Origin of the sequence: Commensalibacter sp. W6292M3 (assembly GCF_016101315.1) — a bacterium.
Taxonomy (GTDB): domain Bacteria; phylum Pseudomonadota; class Alphaproteobacteria; order Acetobacterales; family Acetobacteraceae; genus Commensalibacter; species Commensalibacter melissae.
The window spans coordinates 14035-38512 of sequence record NZ_JACFQT010000005.1 but is presented as its reverse complement, the minus strand read 5'-3'; the positions used below and the strand labels follow the sequence as shown (position 1 = coordinate 38512).

25 protein-coding genes, 2 tRNA genes and 1 pseudogene are annotated in these 24478 nt (G+C 39.1%); 16 read left to right on the top strand and 12 right to left on the bottom strand.

The genetic code is table 11. From position 1 onward, the window contains the following. Window position 1: 1 nt before the first annotated feature. Window positions 2-649 carry a 50S ribosomal protein L25/general stress protein Ctc gene (locus tag H3T57_RS08600; RefSeq protein WP_255412384.1) on the bottom strand — a complete coding sequence of 216 codons (648 nt, stop codon included), beginning with the start codon at window positions 647-649 and terminating at the stop codon, window positions 2-4. Window positions 650-853: 204 nt separating this feature from the next. On the opposite strand from H3T57_RS08600, the gene H3T57_RS08595 reads away from it, so the two are divergent. Both H3T57_RS08595 and H3T57_RS08590 read left to right on the top strand, forming a co-directional pair. Continuing rightward, on the top strand, window positions 854-3001 hold the full coding sequence (locus H3T57_RS08595; RefSeq protein WP_198194081.1) for a TonB-dependent siderophore receptor: 2148 nt from the start codon (window positions 854-856) through the stop codon (window positions 2999-3001). Between the two features lie 42 nt (window positions 3002-3043). After that, window positions 3044-3988 carry an alpha/beta hydrolase gene (locus H3T57_RS08590; RefSeq protein ID WP_198194079.1) on the top strand — a complete coding sequence of 315 codons (945 nt, stop codon included), beginning with the start codon at window positions 3044-3046 and terminating at the stop codon, window positions 3986-3988. A 54-nt stretch (window positions 3989-4042) separates the two neighbouring features. Here the strand turns inward: H3T57_RS08590 and H3T57_RS08585 are convergent, their stop codons facing one another. From H3T57_RS08585 to rfaD, 7 genes are all read right to left on the bottom strand, one after another. Then, window positions 4043-4657: a histidine phosphatase family protein gene (locus H3T57_RS08585; RefSeq protein WP_198194076.1), complete on the bottom strand. Its 615-nt coding sequence runs from the start codon at window positions 4655-4657 to the stop codon at window positions 4043-4045. Between the two features lie 21 nt (window positions 4658-4678). Continuing rightward, on the bottom strand, window positions 4679-5614 hold the full coding sequence (locus H3T57_RS08580) for a ribose-phosphate pyrophosphokinase (protein WP_110439573.1): 936 nt from the start codon (window positions 5612-5614) through the stop codon (window positions 4679-4681). Window positions 5615-5669: 55 nt separating this feature from the next. After that, a complete protein-coding gene (locus H3T57_RS08575; protein WP_155568806.1) occupies window positions 5670-6644 on the bottom strand; it encodes a hypothetical protein in 975 nt (324 codons plus the stop codon). Between the two features lie 23 nt (window positions 6645-6667). Beyond that, complete coding sequence (pgeF, locus tag H3T57_RS08570; protein WP_198194074.1) at window positions 6668-7435, bottom strand: peptidoglycan editing factor PgeF; 768 nt, start codon at window positions 7433-7435, stop codon at window positions 6668-6670. A gap of 63 nt (window positions 7436-7498) precedes the next feature. Then, window positions 7499-8512: a class I SAM-dependent methyltransferase gene (locus H3T57_RS08565; protein ID WP_198194071.1), complete on the bottom strand. Its 1014-nt coding sequence runs from the start codon at window positions 8510-8512 to the stop codon at window positions 7499-7501. Between the two features lie 8 nt (window positions 8513-8520). Further along, window positions 8521-9348: a prolipoprotein diacylglyceryl transferase gene (gene lgt, locus H3T57_RS08560; RefSeq protein WP_155564916.1), complete on the bottom strand. Its 828-nt coding sequence runs from the start codon at window positions 9346-9348 to the stop codon at window positions 8521-8523. A gap of 30 nt (window positions 9349-9378) precedes the next feature. Continuing rightward, the gene (rfaD, locus tag H3T57_RS08555) at window positions 9379-10362 is read right to left on the bottom strand and encodes an ADP-glyceromanno-heptose 6-epimerase (RefSeq protein ID WP_155564915.1); all 984 of its coding nucleotides are present in this window, start codon (window positions 10360-10362) and stop codon (window positions 9379-9381) included. A gap of 118 nt (window positions 10363-10480) precedes the next feature. Between rfaD and H3T57_RS08550 the strand changes: the two genes are divergently transcribed. From H3T57_RS08550 to H3T57_RS08515, 8 genes are all read left to right on the top strand, one after another. Continuing rightward, a complete protein-coding gene (locus H3T57_RS08550) occupies window positions 10481-10750 on the top strand; it encodes an accessory factor UbiK family protein (protein WP_122122936.1) in 270 nt (89 codons plus the stop codon). Window positions 10751-10819: 69 nt separating this feature from the next. Further along, on the top strand, window positions 10820-11152 hold the full coding sequence (locus tag H3T57_RS08545; protein WP_198194069.1) for a tRNA-binding protein: 333 nt from the start codon (window positions 10820-10822) through the stop codon (window positions 11150-11152). A gap of 81 nt (window positions 11153-11233) precedes the next feature. Beyond that, a complete protein-coding gene (locus tag H3T57_RS08540; RefSeq protein ID WP_198194067.1) occupies window positions 11234-11800 on the top strand; it encodes an arginase family protein in 567 nt (188 codons plus the stop codon). Between the two features lie 2 nt (window positions 11801-11802). Continuing rightward, window positions 11803-12129 carry a hypothetical protein gene (locus tag H3T57_RS08535; RefSeq protein ID WP_198194065.1) on the top strand — a complete coding sequence of 109 codons (327 nt, stop codon included), beginning with the start codon at window positions 11803-11805 and terminating at the stop codon, window positions 12127-12129. A gap of 166 nt (window positions 12130-12295) precedes the next feature. After that, entirely contained in the window at window positions 12296-13093 is a 798-nt protein-coding gene (gene proC, locus H3T57_RS08530) for a pyrroline-5-carboxylate reductase (protein ID WP_198185551.1), read from the top strand. 26 nt (window positions 13094-13119) lie between these two features. Next, window positions 13120-13764: a TetR/AcrR family transcriptional regulator gene (locus H3T57_RS08525; protein WP_155567611.1), complete on the top strand. Its 645-nt coding sequence runs from the start codon at window positions 13120-13122 to the stop codon at window positions 13762-13764. A 71-nt stretch (window positions 13765-13835) separates the two neighbouring features. Beyond that, window positions 13836-13910: transfer RNA gene (locus H3T57_RS08520), tRNA-Gln, on the top strand. Between the two features lie 91 nt (window positions 13911-14001). Next, window positions 14002-14634: a YgjP-like metallopeptidase domain-containing protein gene (locus H3T57_RS08515; protein ID WP_198194101.1), complete on the top strand. Its 633-nt coding sequence runs from the start codon at window positions 14002-14004 to the stop codon at window positions 14632-14634. 44 nt (window positions 14635-14678) lie between these two features. Here the strand turns inward: H3T57_RS08515 and H3T57_RS09145 are convergent. Further along, window positions 14679-15236, bottom strand: a pseudogene (locus tag H3T57_RS09145) (DUF4385 domain-containing protein). Window positions 15237-15385: 149 nt separating this feature from the next. Between H3T57_RS09145 and H3T57_RS08500 the strand changes: the two are divergent. Continuing rightward, window positions 15386-16285, top strand: a complete 900-nt coding sequence (locus H3T57_RS08500) for a D-hexose-6-phosphate mutarotase (RefSeq protein ID WP_198194061.1) — start codon at window positions 15386-15388, stop codon at window positions 16283-16285. A 289-nt stretch (window positions 16286-16574) separates the two neighbouring features. On the opposite strand, the gene H3T57_RS08495 is transcribed toward H3T57_RS08500, so the two are convergent. After that, window positions 16575-16650 (bottom strand) — tRNA-Asn (locus tag H3T57_RS08495). A gap of 94 nt (window positions 16651-16744) precedes the next feature. On the opposite strand from H3T57_RS08495, the gene H3T57_RS08490 reads away from it, so the two are divergent. Further along, a complete protein-coding gene (locus H3T57_RS08490) occupies window positions 16745-17788 on the top strand; it encodes an ABC transporter substrate-binding protein (RefSeq protein WP_198194059.1) in 1044 nt (347 codons plus the stop codon). Window positions 17789-17828: 40 nt separating this feature from the next. On the opposite strand, the gene H3T57_RS08485 is transcribed toward H3T57_RS08490, so the two are convergent. Together H3T57_RS08485 and H3T57_RS08480 are read right to left on the bottom strand one after the other, a co-directional pair. Beyond that, the gene (locus tag H3T57_RS08485) at window positions 17829-18821 is read right to left on the bottom strand and encodes a ferritin-like domain-containing protein (protein ID WP_110439556.1); all 993 of its coding nucleotides are present in this window, start codon (window positions 18819-18821) and stop codon (window positions 17829-17831) included. A 43-nt stretch (window positions 18822-18864) separates the two neighbouring features. Next, the gene (locus H3T57_RS08480) at window positions 18865-19509 is read right to left on the bottom strand and encodes an ATP-dependent Clp protease proteolytic subunit (RefSeq protein ID WP_110439590.1); all 645 of its coding nucleotides are present in this window, start codon (window positions 19507-19509) and stop codon (window positions 18865-18867) included. A gap of 313 nt (window positions 19510-19822) precedes the next feature. On the opposite strand from H3T57_RS08480, the gene H3T57_RS08475 reads away from it, so the two are divergent. From H3T57_RS08475 to glpX, 4 genes are read left to right on the top strand one after another with little or no spacing between them, the layout of a single operon-like run. Further along, window positions 19823-20836, top strand: coding sequence for an OmpA family protein (locus tag H3T57_RS08475; protein WP_155568795.1), 1014 nt, complete (start codon window positions 19823-19825; stop codon window positions 20834-20836). 48 nt (window positions 20837-20884) lie between these two features. After that, window positions 20885-22069, top strand: coding sequence for an LL-diaminopimelate aminotransferase (locus H3T57_RS08470; RefSeq protein ID WP_198194057.1), 1185 nt, complete (start codon window positions 20885-20887; stop codon window positions 22067-22069). A 51-nt stretch (window positions 22070-22120) separates the two neighbouring features. Then, window positions 22121-23443 (top strand): homoserine dehydrogenase, encoded by a 1323-nt coding sequence (locus H3T57_RS08465; RefSeq protein WP_198194055.1) that lies wholly within the window; start codon window positions 22121-22123, stop codon window positions 23441-23443. Window positions 23444-23470: 27 nt separating this feature from the next. Continuing rightward, complete coding sequence (gene glpX, locus H3T57_RS08460) at window positions 23471-24466, top strand: class II fructose-bisphosphatase (protein ID WP_110439552.1); 996 nt, start codon at window positions 23471-23473, stop codon at window positions 24464-24466. Window positions 24467-24478 lie beyond the last annotated feature (12 nt).

The window sequence follows — 24478 nt, the reverse complement described above, 5'->3', positions numbered from 1 at the left end:
ACTATTCTTCAGTAGAAACTTCGGCCGTTTTTTCTTCAGATGTTTCTTCCGAAGTTTCTTCACTTGTTTCAACTGCAACGGTTGGCGGCGCAATAGTTGCAATTACAAAATCTTCTTCATGCTGATTTGTATGCGTAACTTTATCCGCACCTTTTAAATCAGACCAACGAATATTATCGTGAATATCCAATTTGGAAAGATCAGCAATAAAGGCTTCTGGAATATGTTCAACGTCACAGTTTACTTCAACAGAATGTTGAACGATATTTACAACACCACCACGTTTTACACCAGGGGCGATTTCTTCACCTTCAAAAGTGACCGGTATTTCAACGCGAATATGCTGACCAGCAACCATACGTTGGAAATCCACATGTAATGGTCGATCGGTTACGGGATGTAATTGCACGGCACGCATCAAGGCAACTGTTCTCTTATCATCAACCATCAATTGATACAGTTGAGAGCGCCATCCTGATTTTCCCAATTCACGCATAACAAGACGCGGATCAAGGGCAATCATGGCCGGTTCTGATTTGCCACCATATACAACAGCAGGAACCAGTCCCTCACGACGGGTTGCGCGCGCTGCCCCCTTACCAGCCTTCGCACGCATCGATACTTTTAATTCAACAAAATTTCTTGCCACGTTATAACTCCTAGTAAATAAGGCAAAACTGAAACATCAACCTCCAGGGGTGTTGATGCACTATCCTCTTTACCTAATAAACTGGAAAAGTGCAAATATCTTTCTAAATTAATTGAAGATTTTAAGTAAAATACAAATTGATTTTCTTTCTTGTTGAAAATAATAATTACAATCATTCTCAAATTATGCAAGAAAATCTGATCTATGCGATTTACTCATTTTACCGTAACATTCTCTTTATTAATCGTTTCTACAACAATTTTTGCAGACCCAATAGCCTATTCCAAGGAAGATCAAGAAAACAAGGATAATGAAAAAATAACCGTCGTTGGCAAACGCAATTACAATCCATTCGTTGAAACCAATTCTGATGTTGCTACCAAGACAAACAGTCCATTAAGAAAAGTTCCCCAATCCATTACCATCATCACCCGCAAACAGATGGATGACCAAAATGCCAGGACCGTTTCAGATGCACTTGCATACAGTGCGGGTATTTCTGCAGGAAGTCGGCCAGGCGGACGGTTTGATAGTATCTATTTAAGAGGGTTTGGAGGATTTGGGGGAAATGCCAATTATGTCCAGTTCCTTGATGGTCTTCGTCTTTTACGTGGCATGTCATATGCCGTTCCTTCCTTTGATGAATATTTAATGCAAAGCGTTGAAGTCCTGCGCGGACCCGCCTCCGTACTTTATGGACAGGCCAGCCCAGGCGGTTTTGTAAATATGACCATGAAACAAGCTCGTCCCGTAGACTCTTATGAAGTGAGGGCAAGTGGTGCCTCCTTTAATTATGGAGACATTATGGGTGATGCTGGCGGTTCTTTAAACAAAGACAAGACACTTTCCTATAGGGTAACAGCTGTGGGACGGTATGGAGATACACAGGTTGATTTTGCCAAGGAACGCCATATCGCCATTATGCCCCAGATCAGTTGGCAAGCCACTGATGATACTTCTGTATCCATGCGTTTCTTATATCAGTATGATCCAAATAGCCTTTATGGTATCGCACTTCCCGCGTCAGGTACAGTTCTGCCAAATCGACATGGAAAGATTTCAACACATCTTAACACCAGTGAACCTGGTTTTGATCAGTATCATCGTTCTCAATATATGTTTGAATACAATCTAACCCATGATTTTACGGATTTTATTCAATTCAATCAGAAGTTCAGATACCTGCATCTTGATTCAGATTTCCGATCCATTTCTATCAAGGGACTTGCCAGTGATCAGGCAACTGTATCAAGAATGGCGACAATATCAAATGAACATTTGAACAGTTATAATATCGACAGTAACCTTCAGTTTCATGTTGATACAGGGAATGTAAAACATATACTGATTACAGGAATTGATTATCTGCTTGCAGATTCCAAACGTGCCTTGGGCAATACGGCCATTCCAAGCCTTGATTTGTTCAATCCTGTTTATGGCGCACGTTTTACACCCCTAATCACTTCATACGGAACACAATCCCAGAACCAGTTGGGTGTTTACATTCAAGATCAAGCAAATTATAGAAACTGGTCGTTTATTATGAGTGGGCGATATGACTGGGTCGGCACCTCGACCAATTTCAAATATGGCGGAAAATCAGCCTCTAATTTTGATCGAGCTGTAACCTATCGCGGCGGTATCGTTTACAATTTTCAAAATGGAATTTCACCCTATTTCTCCTATTCCACCTCTTTCATGCCTACACCCGGGACAACCTTTGCAGGTAAGGCTTTTAAACCTACTAAGGGAGATCAATATGAAGTCGGGATCAAATACCAGCCTAATAACAATATCATGGTGACAGGTTCTGCCTATACCATTTCACAAGAGAATGTAACCACAACCGATCCGGAACATACAACCTACAATATTCAGACAGGCAGAACACGATCCCGCGGCTTTGAATTGGAAGCTCGCGCAATATTATTGCCGGGACTGAATCTTATCGCCAGCTATGCCTATAATGATATCCAGATCCGTGCGGACACAAATAAAAACAATATCGGTAACCGCCCTTTGGGAGCTCCTGCCAATCTGGTTTCTGGATGGATAACATATGATCTGCAACAGGGTATGTTCAAGGGTGTTGGAATTGGCGGTGGCATTCGTTACAATGGTTATACATTCGGGGATAATGCCAACAGTTTTAAGGTCCCAAGCTTTGTCATTGGTGATATGCAGGTACATTATGACCTTAAAAACAGCTTTCCCACAATTAACAGCACCTTATTACAGCTGAATATAACCAATATTGCTGATAAAAAATATGTTGTTGCTTGCGCATCAAAAGTTAACTGTTTTTATGGAACACGTCGCGTTATAATGGGACAGGTAAGAGCACAATGGTAATATGTTCTTTTCATTATCAAATAATATAATGGATATAATCTTATGATACGCCTCTGGTTCTATCTGACACTAGTCTGTCTGGATTTCCTGTTATTCAGTCCGGTAAAGGCAATTAACAGTAGTTCTCCCCTTGCTGGCCTTTCCACCGAACCCTTAACAATCAACGATACTATCACTTTTAACCTGCAAAATAAAAAGACATCACAAATTTATAAGATTTTTGCCTCTATTCCAAAAGAACCACCCCCAGAAGATGGTTATCCAATCATTTATATCACAGATGCCAACAGTATTTTTGACACGGTTCGGGAAACAATAAGATCCTATGAAAAGCGTCCGGATAACATCCATAAAAATCATGCTGTTCTTGTTGGAATTGGCTATCCTCCAGATCAAAATATTCTTAAATTGCGAACTTATGATTTAACACCACCGCAAAATACCTTGATCCCCATTTTATACAAAACTGGAGGGGCTGATTATTTTTATCATTTCATCCAAGATGATCTGAAACCCCTACTGGATAAACATCTTAAAATTAATCACCATAAACAAGCCATCTTCGGTCACTCTTTTGGTGGATTATTTACAATATATAATCTTATCTATCATCCAGATTCCTATCAGATTTATATAGCCGCAAGTCCTTCTTTATGGCTTGATCCAAGCATTATTGACAAGCATACCCAATCTTTTAAATCCAGTCTTGACGTTCATAAACTACATCCAACCCTATCCCTATCCGTTGGAGAGTATGAACAGAAATTTCCTGATTATTGGCAATCAATTCCTCAAGTCGCAAAAATAAAACAGCAGCTTCTTAGAAAACAGCAAGTTTCTCGTATTCTGGCAGCTTGTGAAACATTTAAAAAAATAGATGATCTTTCAACAACATGCACAAAATTTGAAAATGAAGATCATCAAAGTGTAATTCCCGCGTCAATCGGGCGAGCCGTTGCAATCATCTTTCGATCATTTGCACAATAAATAACCCTATCCAGGAAAGAGAAAAATTGTATCACCCTTTCCAGTCCAACTCTATCAGGCTTCCAGAGAAACAGGATCCAAAGACCAGGACTTACCTCCCTGAAAGGGAGGACAAGCACATAAAGGTTGTGCATTGGCCAATCTTACATTAGGTTTTAATCCCATCATATAACGCAAGGAACGGAAAACACCTCCATGCGCAATAATCAAAACATGACCATCACCAGCTTTCAGTATAGAACGATTTACAGCGTCGCTAATCCTTTTACATAAAACATAAAAAGGCTCGGCACCTTTTGGCGTAAATTCACCTGAAATCCATTTGTCATACCATGGCCCCATAGGTTTTTGCTCCTCTTCACCAAAACACACCTCCTTGAGCCCATCATCCAATTCCAATGGTAATTGGACACCAACTTTGTCATGAATGATTGATTTCACAATATCTGCTGTACGTCTTGCCCTTCCAAGAGGTGAACTTATAATCTGAGTAATGGATAATTCTAAATTGTTCCAGTTTCTAGCCAACGCATTCCCTGCGGTTATGGCCTGTTTAATGCCGGTATTATTCAAAGGTATATCTGTTCTACCCTGAGACAGATTTAATACATTCCAATCTGTTTGCCCATGACGAAGATACCAGTAGGGCCGATGCAGTAAAGGAGACATAATGATATACCTTTCAAATAATTAATCAAATAAAGAAGAAACGGAGCTTTCATCCGCTACGGCACGAATGGCCCGACCAATCAAATTATTCAAACTAATCTGACGAATTTTACGAACGGAACGCACTGCATCTGTCATTTTAATACTGTCGGTGATGACTAACTCTCCAATAACGGAATCTTCAACACGTTGTGCGGCACTGCCGGATAAAACCCCATGGGTCACATATGCGTCAATTCCAGTTGCCCCCGCATCCATCAAAGCTTGTGCCGCATTACAAAGGGAACCGCCACTATCAATAATGTCATCGACCAATAGACAGTGACGTCCCTTAACGCGACCAATAACATTCATAACCTCGGAAACACCGGCACGCTCACGTCTCTTATCAATAATTGCCAAATCAACATCAAGTCTTTTTGCCAATTGACGTGCTCTTACAACTCCGCCAACGTCAGGAGAAACAACCATTAAATTCGATTTACCAGCATGTTTGTGTTTAATATCACGTGTGAATAGAGGTGCCGCATATAAATTATCTACAGGAATATCAAAAAAACCCTGAATCTGTCCTGCATGCAAATCAAGTGTTAAAATACGATTCGCTCCTGCTTCAACCAAAAGATTGGCAACAAGCTTGGCGCTTATGGGCGTTCTTGGACCTGATTTACGATCTTGCCGGGCATAGCCAAAATAGGGCATAACAGCTGTAATTCGTCGTGCAGACCCTCTACGCAGGGCATCCAACATAATCAATAATTCCATAAGATTATCATTGGTTGGATAACTCGTGCTTTGTACAGCAAAGATATCTTCACCCCTTACATTTTCGTAGATTTCCACAAAAACTTCCTTGTCCGAAAAACGTTGTACGGACGCATCACATAAAGGCATTTTCAACTCTGCCGCAATCGCCTCTGCCAATGGACGGTTACTATTCCCTGCAATAATTTTCATCAACGAACTCCAACACACAGAACCAGTTAAAACGATCTATACCATAAAAAACATATTATTTATGTTGCATCTGAATATTTTTCAATTCTGGTGCATTAGAAGAAGCGGACTCTTTTGCATTATTTGCAGGCAAAGGCTGATTATCACGACCAGAATAATTAGTGATGACCTGCCTAACCCCACCAGCAGCCTCTTCTCCAACCGCAGAGCCAATATCACCCCAATAGTGATCAAGACGATGCGCAGGAACATCATTGATTTGTGAAACTTTACCCGCCTCTTTTCCCTTATTATCGGTCACCCGCCAAATAATTTCAACATGTTGTACCGGATTACCACGTGTCCCCTGCGCACCATCTGTTACACTGACATGACAATCCACAGTATAATCTGCCTGGTCAGGTTTATATTGAATAGCATTTGCCTTGTCCGCAAACGAAATAGCAAATTGCTGAGCAATAATTTTATTTCCGTCTCCAGGAGCCCCAAAAACACCCTTGAAATAAATTTTGGCTGCCCGATGTTTTAAACTATGTGGATCAGCTGCCATCTGCCGAGCTTGTAATCCTGTTAATACCTGATTGATTATTGGCGCAGATTGTTCTGAAACATCATGAAAAATGCTCTGCTGTCCACTTATCCAATCCTTTTTTGAAACGGGCATTCCTTTTCTCACCGCTTCGACTTTTCCATTAGGGGCAATAATTGTAAAAGAAGGAATAATCATATCTTCTTCTGATCTCACCTTGGTCAATAAAATCCAGTCCCCCTTTTGAGCAGGTCGTGCAACTGCGGGAACCGTCTGTTCCAACATTGCCTTTGCCATTTCCTCGGCAAATCCCTGGGCGTTTTTATCATTTAACATTGAATTAGAAGGTGGTGGAACAATTAACCTTGACGGAGGAGGTGTCGTCAATGATGTGGTTTTGTTTTTTTCAAATGGATGTGGAACCTGGATGCAACCTATTAAAGATAAAACACCTAAAAAACTGAATCCAATCTTAAAAGACTTTAAACTTTTAAATTGCATCTTTATGATTTCCCTTACGAATATTAACGACAGGCAATTGTTGAAATTTGATGTCCAAACACCGCTTTCCGTTCCATGACACGTCTACGATTACTAAAAAAATGAGTGGTATCCATAAATGTATCCCTTCCTGTTATAGCCGCAATACCCACATGTTTACGTCTTAACCGGTCAATACAATAACGACCCAAATCAAACAAATAATATCCTTCACGAACGGGGGTAAAAAAAACTCTTCCATCTGGATCCTGTCTCAAAACCTCATTACGCATGTCTTCCCGCACTTCATAATGTGTCACGGCAATACAGGGTCCTACAACAGCAATGATATCCTGTCTATCCGCACCCAAAGCCTCCATTTGATCCACGACATTTTCTAAAATTCCACATGCTGCGCCCCGCCAGCCTGCATGGGCTGCTCCAACAATATCACCAGTTTTTGTACTAAATAATACAGGGGCACAGTCAGCTGTAACAACACTAATAGCAATATCAGGATCGGTCGTCACGGCTCCATCCCCCTCAACAGGTATACAATTCGATTTTGTAATCCATAAAACTTTATTGCTGTGAATCTGTACCCCCCCCCACAAATAATTCGAGGATACCTTCATATACTCAGCAACAATTTTACGGTTCTCCATAATTAAATGAGGGTTATCACCTGATTTCAAACCACAATTTAACGAAGTATATTCTCCTTGAGAAACCCCACCTATTCTTGTAAAAAAACCATGCCGAACAATATTCGACAATAAGGAATGCTGAATGGCCAATGGTTTACAGTTCATGAAATTTATAACCCTTTTAAATTAACCTTGTTTTTGAAATATAAAAAAGTATAGTGTGTTTTCCTAAAAACCCGGTGGAGCACATAACTCAGCGTTACAAATTGCCATAACTTTAAACAAATCCCCCATTTCTGTAGGGTCAATCAAACGTTGTACAGAAGACCGAATTTCATTTCGTTGTTCTATCGGTACATGATCCAATAAGATTTTTTCCCGTATCAGTATGCCAAGCTGCTTTAAAAAAGCACCTTGTGTTTGTATCCCGTAAACAGTCACATTCTGTTTTTCTGCAATTTCTTTCAAGGAAGGAAAATCTATATGAGCAGTTAGATCAGCCTCTCCGGGCGGAACAAAAGGAGAGACTTTTTCTCGGTTTGCAATTGCCTGTAAACTGTCTCCCCAAACCTGGGAAGAATACCCATAATCAATAAATAAAGCCGCCCCCCCATAATGACAGATATGTGCTGAAACATATTGTACAATATCCTGTCCAGCTTCATTTACCTCTACAGTGTCACCAACCTTTATAGGACGCTGGAATACAGGTGAAAAAGGCAATTGGGATATAGGCTTATGAAACATATTTCCTTGGGAAACATAATTCTCATCCCATTTTTTTCCGCCCCTGTAAATAAACTGACGAATGGGTAAAGCGTCAAGAAATTCATTCGCCACCATAATCAGGGGTAAAGTCGGGATATCATAAACAGAATCAAGCCATTGAATTTCAATTTCATAATTTTTCAATGTATTTTCTTGAATTTGACGTAAACGCGACGAGGTTTCAATCAGAAAAACCGTACAATATTGGCAGATATCAGGAGCCGAACGGAATAAAACTCTTAGAATATCCATCATGAGCGTCCCCCGGCCCGGCCCGGCCTCCACGATTGCCAATTTGTCTGGTTTGGACATGGACCGAATGACCGTAATGATCCAAACCGCGATCAATTCACCAAAAATCTGTGAAATTTCAGGTGCAGTAATAAAATCAGAAAATGGATCTCTTTTTTCATAATAGGCGGCATTTGCCTTTTCCATAAATTGATCCAATCGCATTTCTGAACAATTCTTCATTTCTGCCTTTACTTTTCAGAAACTGTCAAATTTTGCAATTTCGGCAATTGATAAGACTGCCAAATGAAATATATCCCGGCAATCGCCATTGGGATACATAAAATTTGCCCCATCGTCAAACCAAAAGCAAAGTAACCCAAAAAAGCATCTGGCTCACGAAACAACTCACAAACACTTCGTGCCATGGCATACCCCAATAGAAACACACCGGAAAGAAATCCTGGCCGCTCTCGAATGGCTTTACATTGAATCAAGCAAAGCATGATAAAAAATAGCAACACACCTTCTGAAAAACATTCATATAATTCAGATGGATGTCTTGCACCTTCAACACCGGGATAAATCATACGCCAGGGTAGCCAGTCCGGAGCTTCACGACCCACTAGCTCCCCATTAATAAAATTTGCCAATCTTCCAAATCCTAGTCCCATAGGCACTACGGTTGTGACACGATCAGAAAAACCAAGAAAACTTAAACGGTTATAACGGGTGAATATTATTAAGGCGAATATAACCCCCAAAGCACCACCATGAAAGGACATTCCTCCATGCCATACCTGAATGATCTGTAATGGATGCGTTAAATAATAAGCAGGCTGATAAAAGCAAACATATCCCAAACGTCCCCCCAAAATAACGCCCAACGTCGCCCAAGTTAAAAAATCATCAACTTGTGTAACAGTTGCAACCACGGGTTCCCTTTGAACCAATCGTCTTACCAAAAACCAACCGGCAAGCAATGCTGCTATATAGGCCATAGCGTACCAACGTATCGATAAGGGGCCGATATGCAACATAACAGGATCAAAATTAGGATAATACAAGGGAGATGACATAAAACCTGTCTTTCATTAAAAAATATGACCTTATAAATAAGGGTCTGGCCGTAAAAGATAACCCTGAATATATTTTGAAATACCTTCTTCCAATGAGGTAAATGCCCGTTGATATCCGGCAACTTTCAAACGTGTCATGTCAGCTTGGGTAAAATATTGATATTGTCCCTGCAAACTCTGGGGCATATCTATAAATTCAACCTCTCTTTTACAGCCAACCGCATCACAGACGGCATATGCCAAATCAAGATAGGTTCTAGCTTGTCCGGTACCACAATTATATATTCCATTTACATCGGGATTGTTTAAAAGCCATAAAATAATTTCAATAACATCCCCAACCCAGATAAAATCACGGGCCTGGGCACCGTCTGTCAAACCATCGCGATCAGACTTGAATAAACGGGGAACACCTCCCTTCTGAATATCATCAAATTTGACCTTTACAACTGAAATCATCTTGCCCTTGTGATATTCATTTGGTCCATATACATTAAAAAATTTTAATCCGGCCCATTGCGGGGGGACAGGTTGATGATTCCTAACCTGTTCCAATACAAATCGATCAAAAACCTGTTTGGACCACCCATACAAATTCAAGGGTTTTAAATCTGCAATATGGTTGGGTTCATCTGTAAATTCCTCCAGCTGATTGGCTCCCCCATAGGTTGCGGCAGATGAAGCATAAATAAATCTTACCTGATTCAAAGCGCACCAATGCCATAATTTTTTTGACAAATTGACATTGGTTTTCCAAACCAGATCCCCATCACGGGCCGTTGTTTCACTAATTGCACCCAAATGAATGACAGCCCTTATTACTTTGCAATGCTGCACCAGAAAATCATCAATATATTCAGGAAAAATTAAATCTGTTGGCACATGATTTGCAATATTGCGCCATTTTCCCTCATCCCCCAACCAGTCAATTACAACCGTCTTCTCTTTCAAATCATAGAGTCTGGCCTGTAAACAAGAACCGATAAACCCTGTTGCACCAGTGATAATAATCATATTGTTTTCATACACATAAATTATAAATTAAAAAAAACATGCTATATTATAACTTTGATAACGTATTAGATTAACTTATACTAATTTACTAATTTTGAAATAATAATAAGGAAAAATCATGCCTAATCCAAAAAAAATATTTGACGATGCCTCTCATGCTTCTGGCAGTGTATTTTCTGTTTTCAGTGGTATCAAGGAAGAGATTGCTGCCATTGTCAAGGGACGGGTTGATGAGGTTTTGTCAACCCTTCAACTGGTCAGACGTGATGAATTTGAAATTGTTACAGAAATTGCCAGCCGTACCCGTGCCGCTCAAGAAAAATTAGAAGAACATGTCAAAAAACTTGAGGAAAAAATCGCAGAATTAGAAAAAAAAGCAAATATTTAATCGTAAATATTTTAACAGGGGGATATTTCAAACCCCTTTTATATTGATCAATCCAGGGAAATTTTATTGATGGATTTAATAGAATGGAAAGATTTTGAAAAAATTTTAATGGTAACTGGAACCATTATAAAAATAGAAAAATTTCCTGAAGCCCGTAAACTTGCATATAAAATATGGGTTGATTTTGGACACTATGGCAAGCTTAAAACAAGCGCTCAACTGGTTAAACTCTACCAGCCCGAGGATTTGATTCATAAACAAATTATAGGAATTATTAATTTTCCTGAAAAACAAATTGGTCCTTTTCGTTCGCAATTCTTACTAACAGGTTTTGAAACAGAAGATGGAATCGTTATTACAACCGTGGAACGTCCCGTGCCTAACGGTACAAAAATAACTTGAATTCTAGCTATCTTGTTGATCCATAATTCCTTTTTGCTCAATAATTTAATTCCATTGAATTTTCAGACAAGAAAAATAATTATGATTTATAAAACTGAACGTTGCAAAACCCTAAGACTTCTAATTCCAGAATGGCAAAGTGGAGATTATGACAGTCAACCCTCCGGCGAGATCTACCCCCTGGGAGCTCGTCTGTTAGCTTTCTTAGCTCCCCAAAATAATACATCCCCGATTGTTGAAGTTCCCATTGAACCTTATCATCAACAACAAAGAACCAGGGAAAATGGTGTTGTTTGGCAAGATGTCATTATTCATCAATTAAAAGCAACGCAAAAAATTATAGATGAACACGAACCTGATCGGATTATTACATTCGGCGGTACTTGTATTGTTAGCCAGGCGCCTTTTGCCTATCTCAATAGACATTATAACGGAAAAATAGGGTTGTTATGGATTGATTCCCATCCTGATATTTCCACTTCCAAACATTTTGATCGAGAACATGCAATGGTTTTGGGAAATTTATTGGGAAAAGGTGATCCATATCTTGCAAATGAAGTCAGATTACCTTTTAAAGCCAACCAGGTTTTAATCATTGGCATTCATAATTATAACAATGCCTATGAAAAAAAATTGTACATGATTTAGGATTGCAAACCATTGCCAGTCCCGATCTTACCCCAGATAATCAAGCCATTTTGGCATGGATTAGAAAAAACAATTTTGAGCATCTTGCAATACATGTGGACGTTGATGTCCTTAATCCCCGATCTTTTTATTCGCAATTTTCAAATAATCCCATCTCACCACAAACCTTTAATAACGTAAAAGGAGAAATGACCATTCCCCAATTGAGCAAAATCATCCAGGATGTTTCCCTCGTAACGGATATAGCCGGAATAACTTTTGCAGAACACATGCCTTGGGACGCACTTAACTTAAAAAAAATGATGGAACAATTTTCTTTCATGAAATAAAATATTAAAATTTATACTAATTATTTAATACTAATTTTTGTTAAATACATATGGTTTTTCTGACAATGTACAAATATTTTTATTTGGACATTTTTATGTTAGAATTCTTACAATCATATACAAAGAAACAATCCTATTTTATTCACTATTGATCGAGGAATTCATTATGTCATCACTTCCCTCCCTTTTAATGATTGGCTGCGGGCATATGGGGAAAGCCATGTTAAAAGGCTGGATAAAAAAAGGCTTGAATCATTCTTTCATTGTTAATCGACATGATTTCGATCTAGTTACTCCACATCAATTGGCACATACTATTCAGGATGTTCCAAAAACGTTTCAACCAGAAGCTGTTGTACTTGCCGTCAAACCGGATCAAGCTGCCGAACTTATCCCCCATTTAAAACCATGGTGTAAAAATATACCTGTTATTTCCGTTCTTGGCGGGAAAACGCTTGCCTGGTTACAACAACAATTCGGAGATCATCAGTCTATTATCAGAGTTATGCCTAATACCCCTTCGGAATTAGGATTAGGTATGACCAGCATGATTGCCAACTCCCAAACGCAATCGGATCAAAAACAAATTGCAGAACGATTGTTTAATGCCATTGGTAAAACCGCATGGCTTGATACAGAACAGGAAATTGACATCGCCACAGCAATTGCTGGATGTGGGCCCGCCTATATATTCCTATTAGCGGAATTGTTGCAAAAGATAGGACAAGAGAAAGGATTGTCAGAAGACCTGGCACGTCTTTTAGCCAGACAAACCGTGATTGGCTCTGCTGCATTATTGAATCATTCCCGGGAAGAGGCGGAAACACTAAGAAAAAATGTTGCGACCCCTAACGGGATAACAGAACAAGCTGTTAATGTTCTAATTCAACCCGATGCATGGCCCCATATTCTTTCTAAAGCCCTACAGGCAGCTGCAGATCGTTCCAGGGCTTTATCTTCATAAAATAACAAAAGCAATATAGGAGATTGATGATGTCTGATGAAGAAATACGCCACCGTATTTTAAAAAATTCCATGGATCTGGCGGCAGAACAAGGATGGAACGCCATGTCATTAAGTGACGCGGCACGACGCTGTAATGTTTCGCTTGATATGGCACGAAAATTATTTCCTTGCAAATCCTCCCTTTTACTTTATCTGAACCGTCTCGCCGATCAGGCTGCATTGAAACAATCCTACCAGCATCAACCCGTTCCTGAATATTTATTCGATCTTTTTATGGAACGGTTTGATACGTTCCAACAATATCGACAAGGATTGATTTCTGCAATTCATTCCTTACCCCTTAACCCTCCATTAGCATTTCTTCTACAGATAGCCATTCAAAACAGTATGAAATGGCTAGCTGAAGCAGCGGAAATCAACACAAGCGGCCTACGTGGAATTGCTTGTATAAAGGGACTGACAGCCATTTGGGCGCTAAATATGCGTATCTGGTTAAAAGATGAAAGCTCAGATTTATCCCAAACCATGGCTTCATTAGATAAAAGTTTTAAAAAAGCTGGAAAATTTGCTCGTTATTGTGTTCAAAGAACTGTAACAGATCAAAATGGAAAAAAGAAGAATCAAGTGGATACTTCCTATTATTCAGATAAAGATGGAAACCAACAATAAATTTTAAAATTTTTTTATTTTTCCTCTTTACGAAACCTAATAACTCCTTTAAAAGATGCTTTAACAAACCTTGGGGTGTAGCCAAGCGGTAAGGCAGCGGATTTTGATTCCGCCATGCGGAGGTTCGAATCCTCCCACCCCAGCCATCTTGTATTATGATATAATTGTCCCCTTCAAAATCTATTTTATTTTGGATTATCCTGTCAAACATTTTGATTTTTCTTATAAAAATCAAAAATTAACTGTCAGCTTCATTTAACTCATAATAGGAACAGAATTACCCTTGAAATCACTACAGATAAAATTATCAAAATAAAGGCTCATCCATCTGTTTCCCATCAGCGTGTTCATGAAATTCTGGATTATCATAAGAACTGGATTTTCTCCAATCCTATATTTCAAGAATCCCATTACCAGTATATCAATCATGAAAAACATCTTTATTTAGGATGCCTTTATCCTTTAAAAATTCTTAAAATAACCAATCAGGCACAAACTATCCAGTTAATTGATCATCATATTGTAATAACAGTTCGAGAGAATTTTCCGTCAAGAATCTATAGCATGCTTCAAAACTGGTATAAATTTGAGGCTTTAGAGGTTTTTTCTGAACGTCTTTCCCTTTTAAAATCAAGAATTTGTTGGATTGATTGGCAAAATAAACCACCTTTGTTACGAATTGAAAAATTGAAAAATCAATGGGGTAGTTATATTCAAAAAAATAATAGGATCATTATTTTAAATCAACATCTAACCAATGCAAATCCCATCGCCATTGATTATGTTATCCTCCATGAGCTGTGCCATGCAGCTGAATTTAATCACAGTAAAAAATTTTACCAAATAATTACCATGATTATGCCAAATTGAAAAATATTGTCACACCTATTTAAAACAAAAACTTTTATAATACCTTAATTATTGACCGCTGTTTTTGAAACTTTTTTTACAAAATTCTCTTTCAAACTTTTATATTTTAAATGTTCTCTTGCCTGTTTCCATTTCTGTTTAAAAACTGATGCCGCTTTTGCCTTAATCGGATCCTCAAAACCTTTGGGTAACTCCTGTCTACCATGAGATCCACTCAAACCCTTTTTATCTTTGGGAACAAATCCATTATATTTTTTGCCACCTTTATGATTAGCGTAACGTCAGGCACGCGTATAACCCATCTGCAGAAATTTACGCGCCATATCAGCCCCAACAAAATCTTCTTGTTTCAAATACTGCAAAAATAATTGATATATCCTTTCACTGCTTTCCCTTGCCTTTTCAACAGTCGCAAATTGCCAATACGGCAATATTTCTGACTTGTATGGCTCGACCAGCAATACTCCTTGCTCTCCCTTGCCAATGCGATAATATTCAGGATGTTTACGAAAATCTATTTTTCCAAAATTCAAGGAGTAATCAAAACTGGACGAAACGACACGATTTTTACAACATGGAATCAAATCACTTCTTTTATTCATTTATTCCACCCAAATTCTGCATCATTAAAAAACAACCATTATATGTTTTGGCTTATAGATTTATTAGGACTATAAACCTAAATTGTTTTATTTGTTTTTTTGTAGCAAGTAGGTCATTTTAATCATCAATATTATTTCAATGGAAGAAAATGAAAATTGAAAAAATTCAATATGGTCCCTATGAAGCCTTACGTTTACATTTTTTAGACAGATTTCTCGATTATATTCCTAAAAGAGCTCAGATAATACGTTATGGATCTCTTAAAAAGCCGGATATTTTATGGGGAAATTCAAAGGCTACCTATCAGGATGGCAAAGCCATAAGAAGTGGCATCCCGTTATGCTGGCCCTGGTTCGGTCATCTTAAAGCCAATCCTTCAATAGTCCAAAATATGCATAGCCTAACTCATCCCGCATTATCGCATGGTTTTGCACGTTGCATTGAATGGAAAAATCATCAGCTCGATGCATCAAAATCAGGGATCATTATCATTAATAGTCTACAAACCTCACCAACATTAACTCCGGAATGGCCACATGAAACGGAATTGAAATTCATTATATGTTTTAATGAGATTTTAAGCATACAACTTCATATTGAAAACAAGAGTAACCAGGATATAGCCATAACTCAGGCTTTACATAACTATTTCCATGTCAGTGATATCCGTAATATCCATATTCATGGATTGGAAAATCTAACCTATACAGAACAAAATGAATTGGGTCAGCAGAAATCAGGCATACAAAAATTCTTTCACCATTTAACTGGTCCCGTTGATCGAATTTACAGTGATGTTCCCTCTGAAATAACTATTATTGATCCTATATGGAAAAGAAACATTATCATCCGAGCTCCTTTCTCACATTCTGCCGTGTTATGGACACCTTGGAAAGAACAAGCCAAAACCTTAGATCAATTTCCTGCATCATTATGGAATCAAGTGATGTGCCTTGAGGTTGGAACACTATTGAATCAAATGCAAATTATTAAACCCAAGACAAAAGACATGATAGAAATGTCTATACATGTTACAGAGCACCAATAACTTTCAATGATTCAATAAATGGGTATATATTTTAAATTTATGGTCTTCATTTAACATCCATATATATCCATTAATGAATAATACAAATTCATGCCCACTGCATTCAATAACCCAATGATACTATTTAATAATAGTATCATTATTAATTATCGGCTAACTTTTAAACAGATTTGACAATTGACTCTGCTACAAATTATTAACATCAAGAACAATAGCCAATTTTACAAGAATGATATTTATTAGGTGATATAATTTATCAACTTATTTTTTGCACATCTTTTAAATTAGATGGCTCCCGAAGTAGGACTCGAACCTACGACCGAGCGATTAACAGTCGCTTGCTCTACCAACTGAGCTATTCGGGATCATTTGGTAGACTTTGTATACCTAATTTAAAATTAATGGTAAAGTGTTTTTTTATATAAAATCCAATTTTTTTCATTTTCTAGAATTTGCTCTATGACCCCTTTTTCAAATAAAACAAAAAAATCTTTTAATCGCCGTAATTTACTGATTGGAATAGGGGCAATAGGCTCTTTAACAGGAATGGGATTATATCATTCCATTAACAAACATGATCCCGAGATAATGCCTCAGGATATCTCACCACAAATGATTCGTATTGCATACCTAAAGAATGAAGAAAACCAGCTTCTCACCATTGCCCAGACAAAAGGTTTTCTGAAACATTACAAAATAAACCTTGATCCCATTGCCAATATTAAAAATAAAACCCAGATTTTCGATCTACTCAAGACCAATCAGTGTGATGCGGCTATTTTATCCATTCTGGACTGGCTGCCACAACTTCTTAAATCCCGCTCTGAAGGTGGGAAATTAATGATTGGTTTAAATGGTGGGGATTTTCGGTTATTGGTTACACATAAACAAAAAATCCAAAGATTGATGGATTTGGCAAATCTATCCATTGGAATTCAACCTCATTCCGAAAAAGAAAAACTATTCTTTTCTATTCTTCTAAGACGTAAAGGTATAAATCCGGATTTGAATGTTAAATGGGTTGAACTGGAAAAAGATGAATTACTTCCCGCTCTTTTATCAGGTCAAATACAGGCATTAATTGGCTCTGACCCTTTTATCTGGCGAATTCTTCATCATAACAATAAAAAATTGTTCCAACTTGCCGGGAGCCAGACAGGTAGCTGGAGTCAAAGAATCAATTATGTTTTGGGAATCTCAAATCATTTTCAACAATCCAATCCACTTGCACTCAAATATCTTGCCACAGCAATTCGAAATGCCTCCGTATGGCAATCACAGCATATTCAGGAAGCCAGTCAAATCCTAACTGATGAATGGCAGAAAATGAGACCTGAAGAAATATTAAAAATGTTTTTGAATGAAAACAGAAATATGGCCATAATAAATGATAACTTGTGGGAGCAGGTTGCCCAATATATCGATGAATTCAAACTTTTGGGTCAAGTCCCCAACAGCCTGAAATCGGGTCATATCGCCAAGCAGTTTTGTGTAACACTTTAATGCCTCCTTAAAATAATGAGGCATTAACCCAGACCAACGTTCAGCCAACCAATTGTTTATTAAGCAGCTTTTTAGGAAGAAGCCAAAGAGCCATTTTTGTCAAAAAAGGTGCTGTTTCTGGACGTAATAAACGACGGTCATAACCAGAAAAACGACGATCATCTTCTGAAAGACATAAGCGAAGAAAATCAGCAAGGGTCGTTTTTTCATTACCCAGCTCAGCAACTCCGTTAATCGTGAAATTATTATCTTGGAAATGCTCTTCCCCCTCTGCATCCATCGTTTTAATCAAACCGATCCGTTCGTAAACCAAAAATGCATGGACTGCGATAACTTTTAGTTCAAACAAGATACGTTTTATCCAGGGCAAATTCGCACGATGCCAAGCCAACCAGTTTGCAAATAGAAGGATATGGCGACATTCTTCCTGCATAACAGGCTCAAAGGTTTCAATCAGTTCTTTCGTGAAAAATCCAGACTTTTCTGCGATTGCAAACAAACCGAAGGCATAAAAACTATCCCAACATTCACTAAATCCTGTTACCAAATAGGCCCATTCCGGATCTTTTGGAACCGAATAAGGAGACTCTGATGCAAGGGGGATACCATAAAACCTGACCAAATCAGAAAGAACTTCCTTATGACGATTTTCCTCCCAAGCATTCCGTGCAATGGCATCAGCCCATTCTGGATCCACAATTTCTTTGACATAGGCAGCCATCCTCAAACGGGCCTTGCCCTCTGTCTGCACAGCGATATCCCAAATAGGCAAAGATTTTAAACGATCAATTTCCTGATCGGTAAGCTTTGGCCAGTCCATAAAAGTTGGTCTGTAAGGATTAAAAGTCTCACGGAACATCTGACATACCATTTGCCTATGTTCTTTACTACCGATTTTAATCGAGCCTGGAATATTACTCATCCAATGGCGCACTCGATAATTCATCTCCTCGAGCTCTTTATCTGATTTTGGCTGAGGCAAGGTATGTAAATCTTCAGGTAATTGCGTATAAATTGCTTCCAAGTCAGACATTTCCAAATCGACTCCTTACTTTTAAAATCATTAATTTTTTAAATCATTTCAGTTCTGATAATTTATGGATGATACGGTTAACAAGCCCATATTTGATGGCTTCCTGGGCAGACATCCAATAATTTCTATCGGTATCTTTGGCAATTTTATCATAAGAATGTCCAGTCTCTTTTGCAAAAATTGCATTCAAACGTTCACGCATTTTTATAATTTCCCTGGCCTCGATATCAATGTCCGTCGCCGGTCCTCTGACCCCACCCATTGGCTGATGCAATAAGAAACGTGTATTGGCTAAACAGAAACGTCGTTCTTTACGTCCTGCGGCATAAATCAGGGCCCCTGCCGATGCGACCCATCCTGTACCAATCATGTTAATCGGTGCATGGCTGTCCACAAAACGGATCATATCATGAATTGTATCACCACTTTCCACATGACCGCCAGGCGAATTGACATAAATATTGATCGGCTTAGACGACTCATAAGCCAGGGCCAACAAACGCCCGCTTATTTCCCTTGCAAGCTTGTCATTCACTTCACCAAAAATTAGAATTGTACGTTCTTTGAAAAGTTTATTTTCCAATTCATTATTTGCACCAGCCTCAGGAAAATTTTTATCCTCCTTTTTCTCTTCATCATCTGGATCACTATCACTGAAATGTTTTTGTCCACCATCTGAAAGCTGCATAAGCTTCACCAATATCTTCCTTCAAATTATCTTTTCAAAAAAACAATTTTTATTTTATTTACTCTATTTTTTATACACCCTACATTGATAAATGAAAATTTTTTTTATTCACTGATCAGTTTTTTATATATGCCTGTAAAATTATCATTTTTACAACAACACGTATTATGATCTGCAATTTATCTTATAAATCAGGGGGAAAAGATTATTTCTCTATATTATGGAAACAAAATAGCGTATTAAGAAAAAACCTATAAACACTATAAAATTCATCAAATATGTTTTTATTTTATAAATTAAGGGTCTAGATAGAGTGTCTTCCATCCAGCAGCCAATTTTACGATATATCTTATTTTTCAATCTCTTCTGTCTGGGGGGATGCTCCCAATCTGTGTTTATTAAAGCCCCCGTAAACGCATATCATGATATAGAAGGCGGCATTGTATCTCAACCTAGGCTGCCTGTTCCGGGAAATGATCAGAAATATCCCTATGTAGGGTTGACACCAACAGCCTCCCCTCCTCTGCCCTCCCAAGATTTACGTAATGCAATCACAGATTCTCTCTCACAGGATAGAAATGAGACACAGTGGCAAAATGTAAAAAACCCAATTATTATTCCTGATATTCCTCCATTACCTGCACAGCAGAATAACCCACCTGCAAAATCGTCCGTTCAAACCAAACCTGTCAATAATCAACCTGGTCAGAACACCAACATGCAACCTGCGGAAAATCTCGCATCCTCTGCGAATTTTGATGCGGCAGGAGAGCCACCTCAACCAAACCAGAACTCGAATATTCACAACACGATCAATCAAAAAGAAAAATCGGTTAAACCAGTCGAGACTGTCGAATCCCATAAAACCGAACCCGTGGTTATGCCAGAACTTAGGGCAAGAATTGATGAACAAAATGTTGTGATTCCCTCTATTCCCGTCAATCCTCCCCCTCCATCCCACTTCCCTGATTTTGATGTCCCACCGGACATCAACCTTCCCCCTCCATCCCATCCTTCAGGTTTATCCTTTAAGGAACCAACAGGAACGCTTATACGTTTTCCGATTGATTCCGACACGCCTTATGCCAAACAAGAAGATATAATAAATAATATTGCCTGGCAAAGAAAAGGCAGAACCGTTTTTGTTCACGGATATGGTGATACAACCTCTCTTGACCCCGATGCACAAACTGCGGCGGTTTCACTTGCCTTGCTACGTGCAAAAACAGTTGCAAAATTATTAATCGCCCATAATGTACCAGAATCCGCTATTGTAATCCGGGCCTATGCATTTGGACACGGCGTTCGGATTCGTATGGACAATTAGTATTTTCTTTTTTAATTTCAATTTATTCTATTCAAACGAGCCTATGTCATGACAGAAGAATTCCATCGTATTCGTCGCCTGCCACCTTATGTATTTGCTGAAGTAAATGCCGCTAAAAAGGCCGCACGAGCACGTGGAGAAGATATTATAGATCTGGGTATGGGAAATCCAGATAGCCGTCCCCCTGAACATGTTATCCAAAAATTAATTGAAACAACCTCTGCCCCCCGTGTCCACGGTTATTCCGTCAGTCGTGGAATTGCCGGCCTACGCAAAGCCCTCGCAAATTATTATCAAAGACGTTTTAATGTCACCCTTGACCCTGAACATGAAACAATCGTGACCTTGGGATCAAAGGAAGGGTTGGCAAACCTGGCTTCTGCAATAACCAGTCCTGGAGATACTATTCTCGTTCCCAATCCTTCCTATCCCATTCATCAATTTGGATTTATTATCGCTGGTGCTGCAATTCGCTCAATTCCTGCAAAACCAGATGAACATATGCTGGAAGCACTGCATCGTGCTGTTAAACATTCCATTCCGAAACCCACCGCCCTTATCGTCAATTTTCCTTCAAATCCCACCGCCTATTTGGCAGATCTGGATTTTTATCGTGAGCTCGTTCAGTTTGCAAAAAAAGAATCAATCTGGATTCTCTCTGATTTGGCTTATGCTGAAATTTATTTTGGTGAGAAAACTCCACCCTCCATTTTGGAAATACCAGGAGCAAAAGATATCGCTGTCGAATTTACTTCCATGTCTAAAACCTACTCAATGGCTGGCTGGCGTATCGGTTTTGCCGCCGGTAACAGAAAACTGATTGCTGCACTAACCCGAATCAAATCGTATTTAGATTATGGGGCCTTCACACCAGTTCAAGTTGCCGCAACAGCAGCCCTGAACAATCCCCAGGATTATGTAGAAAAAATTCGGACCCTATATAAAGAAAGAAGGGATACCATAATCAAAGGATTGCATTCAGCTGGATGGAATGTTCCTTCCCCTGAAGCCTCCATGTTTGCATGGGCCCCCATTCCTGAACAGTTTAAATCAATGGGAAGTGTTGAATTTTCCAAACTTCTTCTCAAGGAAGCCCAGGTTGCTGTCGCCCCTGGTCTTGGTTTTGGTGAATATGGTGACGATCATGTTCGAATTGGTCTGGTGGAAAATACCCAAAGATTGAGACAAGCCTGCCGTTCAATAAAACATTTCATGCAGGCTTACTCTAAATAGCCCAACTATCTTTATTTAAGAAAAAATATATATCTTGCTCGGAGAAATTTTATGGATAATCCTTCGGTTAATAAACCCTTAAACCTTGGAATCGCTGGTCTTGGAACCGTAGGAATTGGCGTGTTACGATTATTGCAAAATAATCAAAAAACTATAACGAACCGTGCTGGACGCCCGATCCGCATCCATGCCGTGAATGCCAAAAACCGCCATAAAAATCGAAATATTGATTTAACAACTTTTAAATGGTACGAAGATCCGTTAGATCTTGCAACTGATCCTGATATAGATGTTGTTGTTGAATTGATCGGCGGTGCAAATGGAGCGGCTTATGAACTTGTCTGTGAAGCAATAAAAAATAAAAAAGCTGTTGTTACAGCAAATAAGGCCCTGATTGCTCTGCACGGTAACGAACTTGCCAAAATGGCTGCCAGTCAAAATGTTCCATTACTTTTTGAAGCTGCCGTTGCAGGTGGAATTCCCATTATTAAAACCATCAAAGAAGCCTTAGCGGCAGATCGCCTGATTGAAATTGGCGGAATCTTAAACGGAACCTGTAACTACATGTTGACCACCATGACAAGAACTGGACGAGGTTTTGAAAACATCCTAAAGGAAACTCAGCAACTTGGATATGCCGAAGCTGATCCATCCACCGATATTGATGGACTTGATGCCGCCCATAAACTTGCCATTCTGGCAAGCCTTGGTTTTGGGTATACTTTCAATTTCAAAGATATTTTTGTTGAAGGAATTCGAAACATCTCTCCACATGATATCCATTATGCCCAAGAATTGGGTTACACGATTAAATTGGTGGGTATGGCACAATATCATTCAGAAAACAAACTGGAATTACGTGTTCATCCCGCACTTTTGCCTCAGTCCTCTCCCTTGGCCCGAGTTAATGGCGTAATTAATGCCATCAGAACAAAAGGCGAATTTTCAGGTTATCTGATGCTTGAAGGTGCCGGAGCTGGCGAAGGCCCAACCGCCACGGCTGTTTGCGCTGATATCATCGATATCGCCAGAGGCAATACAATACCCATGTGGGGAACGGACTGGAATGAACTCCGTCCCGCAACACTTGTCCCCAACTCGGATTTTAACAAAGCCTATTATATACGTCTTATTGTTGAGGATAAACCAGGTGTTGTGGCTGATATTGCAACCATTTTTAAAGAAAACAATGTTTCCCTACGAAGCCTGTTGCAACATAAAAATCATATGACTACTGATTCTGAAAATACAGTTCCTATCGTACTTGTGACTCATAAAAACAGGGAAAGTTCTTTATTAAAGTCATTAAAAGCAATTTATGACCTTCCTGCAATTCTGGAAAAACCCATCATGATCCGCATTGAAGAGCCATAATCATTACATACAAGGAAATTTTAAATCATGAATAAGCCTCCTTTTCAATCTGGTTATACCGTCTCTGATCGAAACTTGGCACTTGAACTTGTACGCGTGACGGAAGCTGCAGCACTTAAGTCCTTTCACTGGGTTGGACTTGGCAAGAAAAACGAAGCTGATGCAGCAGCCGTTCAAGGCATGCGGCAAGCTTTTGATACTGTTGCCATTTCAGGCACCGTCGTAATCGGTGAAGGTGAAATGGATGAGGCTCCCATGCTTTATATTGGTGAAAAAGTTGGGGCTGGCGGACCCGAAATGGATATTGCTGTCGATCCATTGGAAGGAACAAATCTCGTTGCCAAGAATCTGCCCAATGCGATCACTGTCGTTGCATTGGCGGAAAAGGGAAACTTTCTTCATGCCCCTGATATCTACATGGACAAAATTGCCATTGGTCCGGGCTACCCCGAAGGTGTCATTGACATAGATAATAATGTTAAAACTAATTTAATGAACCTTGCAAAAGCGAAAAAAGTTGATGTTTCTGATTTAACTCTCAGCATTTTGGAAAGAGAGCGTCATGAGGAAATTATTGCCAAAGCCCGTGAAGCCGGTGCTCATGTCAAACTAGTGTCTGATGGCGATGTTGCCAGCATTATCTCAACCTGTCTCCCAAAAAGTAATGTTGATATTGTCATAGGATCAGGTGGTGCCCCAGAAGGCGTTCTTGCTGCTGCGGCATTACGTTGTTTTGATGGGCAAATGCAGGGCAGACTGCTTTTTGAAAATAAAGAGCAGATTGATCGTGCCAGAAAGATGAATCCCCTTGATCCGCAACGCAAACTTTCCCTTCATGACATGGCCAATGGAAATGTCTTATTTTCGGCAACAGGGGTTACAAATGGTGATATCCTTAAAGGTGTACGCTGGAAAGGAAATCATGTATGGACAAATTCAATAGTTACGAGATCAGTATCAAAAACCATCCGTTTCATTAACGCTTGCCACGACCCGCGTAACAAACCTCAAACAACTATTTAAATTCCTCAAATC

Coding starts and splice junctions, on each gene's coding strand:
- H3T57_RS08595 (WP_198194081.1), top strand. CDS start 854: ATGCGATTTACTCATTTTACCGTAACATTCTCTTTATTAATCGTTTCT.
- H3T57_RS08590 (WP_198194079.1), top strand. CDS start 3,044: ATGATACGCCTCTGGTTCTATCTGACACTAGTCTGTCTGGATTTCCTG.
- H3T57_RS08585 (WP_198194076.1), bottom strand. CDS start 4,657: ATGTCTCCTTTACTGCATCGGCCCTACTGGTATCTTCGTCATGGGCAA.
- H3T57_RS08580 (WP_110439573.1), bottom strand. CDS start 5,614: ATGAAAATTATTGCAGGGAATAGTAACCGTCCATTGGCAGAGGCGATT.
- H3T57_RS08575 (WP_155568806.1), bottom strand. CDS start 6,644: ATGCAATTTAAAAGTTTAAAGTCTTTTAAGATTGGATTCAGTTTTTTA.
- pgeF (WP_198194074.1), bottom strand. CDS start 7,435: ATGAACTGTAAACCATTGGCCATTCAGCATTCCTTATTGTCGAATATT.
- H3T57_RS08565 (WP_198194071.1), bottom strand. CDS start 8,512: ATGAAGAATTGTTCAGAAATGCGATTGGATCAATTTATGGAAAAGGCA.
- lgt (WP_155564916.1), bottom strand. CDS start 9,348: ATGTCATCTCCCTTGTATTATCCTAATTTTGATCCTGTTATGTTGCAT.
- rfaD (WP_155564915.1), bottom strand. CDS start 10,362: ATGATTATTATCACTGGTGCAACAGGGTTTATCGGTTCTTGTTTACAG.
- H3T57_RS08550 (WP_122122936.1), top strand. CDS start 10,481: ATGCCTAATCCAAAAAAAATATTTGACGATGCCTCTCATGCTTCTGGC.
- H3T57_RS08545 (WP_198194069.1), top strand. CDS start 10,820: ATGGATTTAATAGAATGGAAAGATTTTGAAAAAATTTTAATGGTAACT.
- H3T57_RS08540 (WP_198194067.1), top strand. CDS start 11,234: ATGATTTATAAAACTGAACGTTGCAAAACCCTAAGACTTCTAATTCCA.
- proC (WP_198185551.1), top strand. CDS start 12,296: ATGTCATCACTTCCCTCCCTTTTAATGATTGGCTGCGGGCATATGGGG.
- H3T57_RS08525 (WP_155567611.1), top strand. CDS start 13,120: ATGATGTCTGATGAAGAAATACGCCACCGTATTTTAAAAAATTCCATG.
- H3T57_RS08500 (WP_198194061.1), top strand. CDS start 15,386: ATGAAAATTGAAAAAATTCAATATGGTCCCTATGAAGCCTTACGTTTA.
- H3T57_RS08490 (WP_198194059.1), top strand. CDS start 16,745: ATGACCCCTTTTTCAAATAAAACAAAAAAATCTTTTAATCGCCGTAAT.
- H3T57_RS08485 (WP_110439556.1), bottom strand. CDS start 18,821: ATGTCTGACTTGGAAGCAATTTATACGCAATTACCTGAAGATTTACAT.
- H3T57_RS08480 (WP_110439590.1), bottom strand. CDS start 19,509: ATGCAGCTTTCAGATGGTGGACAAAAACATTTCAGTGATAGTGATCCA.
- H3T57_RS08470 (WP_198194057.1), top strand. CDS start 20,885: ATGACAGAAGAATTCCATCGTATTCGTCGCCTGCCACCTTATGTATTT.
- H3T57_RS08465 (WP_198194055.1), top strand. CDS start 22,121: ATGGATAATCCTTCGGTTAATAAACCCTTAAACCTTGGAATCGCTGGT.
- glpX (WP_110439552.1), top strand. CDS start 23,471: ATGAATAAGCCTCCTTTTCAATCTGGTTATACCGTCTCTGATCGAAAC.